Raw genomic sequence first — 3695 nt, 5'->3', positions numbered from 1 at the left:
CGTCCAGCTGTTCACGGAGCGCCGTCAGCGTCGATTCGAGTTCGTCGAGGCGGTCGCGGAGGTTATCTTCGGAGGGGTCCCGACGGTCGGTCATGTCCCCGCGTTGGGGCGGGCGCCCCATAAGCCTGCACCGCGGCCCACCGACACCGATGGGCCTTACTCCCGGGCGGTCGAATCGCCGGGCATGAGCGACGACGACGGCGAAACCGAACTGACGGCGGGTGGCGTGAGAGCCAGCTACGTCGAGGAGGCGGGCGAACGCCGACTGGACTTCGTGTACGAGGGCCGGACCGCCTCGATCGCCCAGAACGTCGACGGCTACGCCATGCTGAAGGTCCGAACCGCCCCCGACGGCGACGAACTCGAACGCTACTACGGGTTCGACATGGCGCTCGACCACGCCGCCGAACTGCTCGGCCTCGCCGTCAACGACCTCCCCGTCCCCGACCCCGCCGAAGACATGGGGATGTAGCGACCGGGCGAGCCTTTATCACCGATAGCGGGACCAGCCGTCCCGTGGCGCGACAGAACTGCTCACGGGAGCGTTCGTTCCCGGGCGCGTTCGCCGTTCGCCTGCTCCTCGTGAGCCTGTTGCTCGTCTCGCTGGTGGCCGGGAGTGGTCACGCAGCCGTTGGACGGAGCGCCGACGCCGTCGAACCCACACTCGAAACCGAGTCAGACGACGCTGCGGTGCTCGAACTCTACCCGGACCCGATCCGGAACGGCGACGCCGGGGAGTACGTGCTGGTCCGACTCCCCGAAGCCGGCAACTGGAGTCTCTCCGACGGCGATTCGACGGTCCCCCTGCGGAACCGATCGGGGAGAGTCCTGATCACGCCGGATCCCGAAGCCATCAGTGGCAACGCCGGCAAGGGCGCGACGGTCGTCGAAGGCTCGCTCGCGCTCGCGAACACCGGCGAGACGGTCGTGCTCCGCCGAAACGGCGAGCCGGTCCACCGCGTTCGCTACACCGAGACGACCGAGGGCGAGCGCTACCTCCCGGCGGTCGACGAGTGGCGGCCGCGCGGGCTCGACCCCCGACCGCCGATCGCGACCGGGCCAGCCAACGCGACCGCGTTCCTGCTCCCCGATTCGCCCGACGTGCCGATCGAGACGCTCCGACGCGCCGACGACCGCATCCTGCTCGCGGGGTACAGCTTCACGTCCAAGCGCGTCACCGAGGCGCTGCTCGCCGCCGAATCGCGCGGCGTCGACGTCCGAGTGCTCGTCGAGGCAGAGCCCGTCAACGGCGCCTCGGCACGACAGGCCCGGCTTCTCGACCGTCTCGCCGACGCGGGCGTCGAGGTCCGAGTCGTCGGTGTGGGCGCGAGCCGGTTCGCATTCCACCATCCAAAATACGCCGTCGCCGACGGCCGGGCGCTCGTGCTCTCGGAGAACTGGAAACCCTCGGGCGTCGGCGGCGCGTCGAGCCGCGGCTGGGGCGTCCGCGTCGAGAACGGCAGCACGGCCGACGAACTCGCGGCGCTGTTCCGGAACGACAGCGACGCGCCGGACACCCGGGCGTGGACAGCGTTCCGCGAGAACCGTCGGTTCGAGCCGATCCCGGCGGCGAACGGGAGCTACCCGACCCAGTTCCCCGCCGAGCAGGTCACCGCGAGGAACGTCACGCTCCTGACCGCACCGGGCAACGCGGAGTCGGAGTTGATTGCGGCGATCGACGCCGCCGAGACGCGTGTCGACGTGCTCCAGCCGAGCCTCGGCCGGGAGGACAACGCGCTCGTGCGGGCGACGCTGCGGGCCGCCCAGCGCGGCGTCGAGGTCCGGATTCTGCTCTCCGGGGCGTGGTACTCCGCCGAGGAGAACGAGGCGCTGGTCGCGTGGCTGAACGACTGGGCCGACCGCAACGACGCCCCGCTCACCGCGCGAATCTCCGAGCCTGACGGGCGGTACGAAAAGATCCACGCCAAGGGGCTGTTGATCGACGACGACCTCGCGGTCGTTGGGTCGCTCAACTGGAACGAGAACAGTGCGACCCGGAACCGCGAGTTGGCGCTCGCGCTTCACGGCCCGGAGCCGGTCGCGTTCCACCGCGAGAGCTTCGCGGCGGACTGGCGGGGCGGCAGCGGGGCGGGCAGGACGTGGCTGTTCGCCGCCGGCGCCGTCGCAGCAGTGCTGGTCGCAGTATTGGTCGCGACGCGGTCGCTCGACTTCGCGGCGGTGGAGAAGTGGGAGGAGTGAGCGTCGTAACCGTGGAGAGAATCGGCTGCCCAGTCGTCCAGCGCGGCTGACAGCGTGCCGCGGTGCCTAATCGTCCGTCGCGGCAGGCCGACGCCGCGACGATCAGTCGTCCAGCGCGGCGGCGGTCGAGGAGAGCGCCTCGTCGATCTCGGCGTCGGCCATCTTCTCGACCAGCGCGTCGATCACCTGCTCGCGGCGGCCCTTCACGAACTTGATCGAGCCGACGACGAGGTGGGNCCGCCGCCGGAGACGCCGGCGCCGGGCAGCTCCTCGTTCAGTTCCTCGACCATCTCGGGGATGTCCAGCCGCACGCCGTCGCTCCGCAGGACGGCGAAGTCCGGCCCGTAGCCGATCGTGATCACGGGGTCGCCCGTCTCCTCGACCTTCGTGTCGTGGAGTTCGCCGGTGGTCTTCCCCGGCGCGGGGTAGGTGAAGCGGTGTGCCCACTGATCGAGGTCGATCCGGTAGAGGTGGGCGTCGCTCTCGAGGGTCTCGTGTTCGACGTGGTCCTCGACGGCGTCGAGCTGTTCGGCCACGTCGCGCTCGGCGCGGTCGGCGAGGAACTCGACCAGCTCCTCGTGGCGGTCGCGGTCGTCACAGCCGACGTTGAGCACGTCGTTGACGACCGAGTGGCCGCTGGAGTAGCGCAGGAAGTGGGCGGCGTAGTCCAGTGCCTCGCCCACGTCGTCGAGGTCGTCGCGGTCGTACCCCTCCGCCTCGGCGAGTTCGACGTAGTCGCTCATCGCGTCGGCCCGCGAGCGGTCCGAGACGCCGGCGACCGCGGGGACGTGACGGAGGTCCTCCGTGATCTCGGGGTCGATCATGCGGGCGAGTTCGACGCACATCATCCCCGTGGTGATGCTGTAGTCCTCGTCGTAGAGGTAGGGGTTGACGTGGGCGTCGAGCAGCGGGTCGACCGCGTCCGGGTCGGGGTGGTGGTGGTCGACCACCGCGATGGGCATGTCGTAGTGGGCGAGGTTGCGGTACGCCGGGGTGTCCTCCTCGGTGCTCCCGTTGTCGAGCATCAGCAGGAACGGGAGCTGCTGGCCGTGGCGGGCCCGCCCCTCGAGCGCGAAGTTGAGGTCGCGGGTCACGTCCTCCATCTCGTAGAACGGTGCCTTCGCGGGGAGGCGCTTCAGCAGGTGGCGGCCGGCGTCGGGGTCGGCGTGAACCGACTCGATGAAGCTCTCAAGCGCACGCTGGACCGGGATCGCGGCACACATCCCGTCGCCGTCGGCGTGGTGACGCACCCGGATGGGGCGCCCTTCGAGCACCGTCCGGCGGAGCAGGCGGGCGAGCTCCTCGAGGTCGGGTCGGAGCTTCTCGAAGGCGTCCCACTCGATCAGCGGCTCGACCGACTCGGGGGCGGCGTGCTCGGCGCGGGCCTCGTCGAGGCGCTCGCGGGCGGCCTCGGCTTTCTCGCACGCCAGCACGCTGATGTCGTCGACTTCGAGCTGGCGGACGCCGTCGTGGAGGCCGACCTCGCCGCTCACGCG

General features: G+C 70.5%; 2 protein-coding genes and 1 pseudogene. 2 read left to right on the top strand and 1 reads right to left on the bottom strand.

Annotation, left to right across the window (positions count from 1 at the left end):
- The first annotated feature begins 184 nt into the window (after nt 1-184).
- Together ACFR9S_RS02420 and ACFR9S_RS02415 are read left to right on the top strand one after the other, a co-directional pair.
- On the top strand, nt 185-472 hold the full coding sequence (locus ACFR9S_RS02420) for a DUF7111 family protein (protein WP_379733009.1): 288 nt from the start codon (nt 185-187) through the stop codon (nt 470-472).
- 44 nt (nt 473-516) lie between these two features.
- Nucleotides 517-2199 (top strand): phospholipase D-like domain-containing protein, encoded by a 1683-nt coding sequence (locus ACFR9S_RS02415; protein WP_379817989.1) that lies wholly within the window; start codon nt 517-519, stop codon nt 2197-2199.
- Nucleotides 2200-2301: 102 nt separating this feature from the next.
- On the opposite strand, the pseudogene ACFR9S_RS02410 reads toward ACFR9S_RS02415, so the two are convergent.
- Nucleotides 2302-3695: pseudogene (locus tag ACFR9S_RS02410) on the bottom strand (DHH family phosphoesterase); the annotation flags it as partial.

The organism is Halolamina salina (assembly GCF_042678005.1).
Classification (GTDB): domain Archaea; phylum Halobacteriota; class Halobacteria; order Halobacteriales; family Haloferacaceae; genus Halolamina; species Halolamina salina.
The sequence above is the reverse complement of the archived record's forward strand: the minus strand, read 5'-3'. Positions and strand labels throughout refer to the sequence as shown.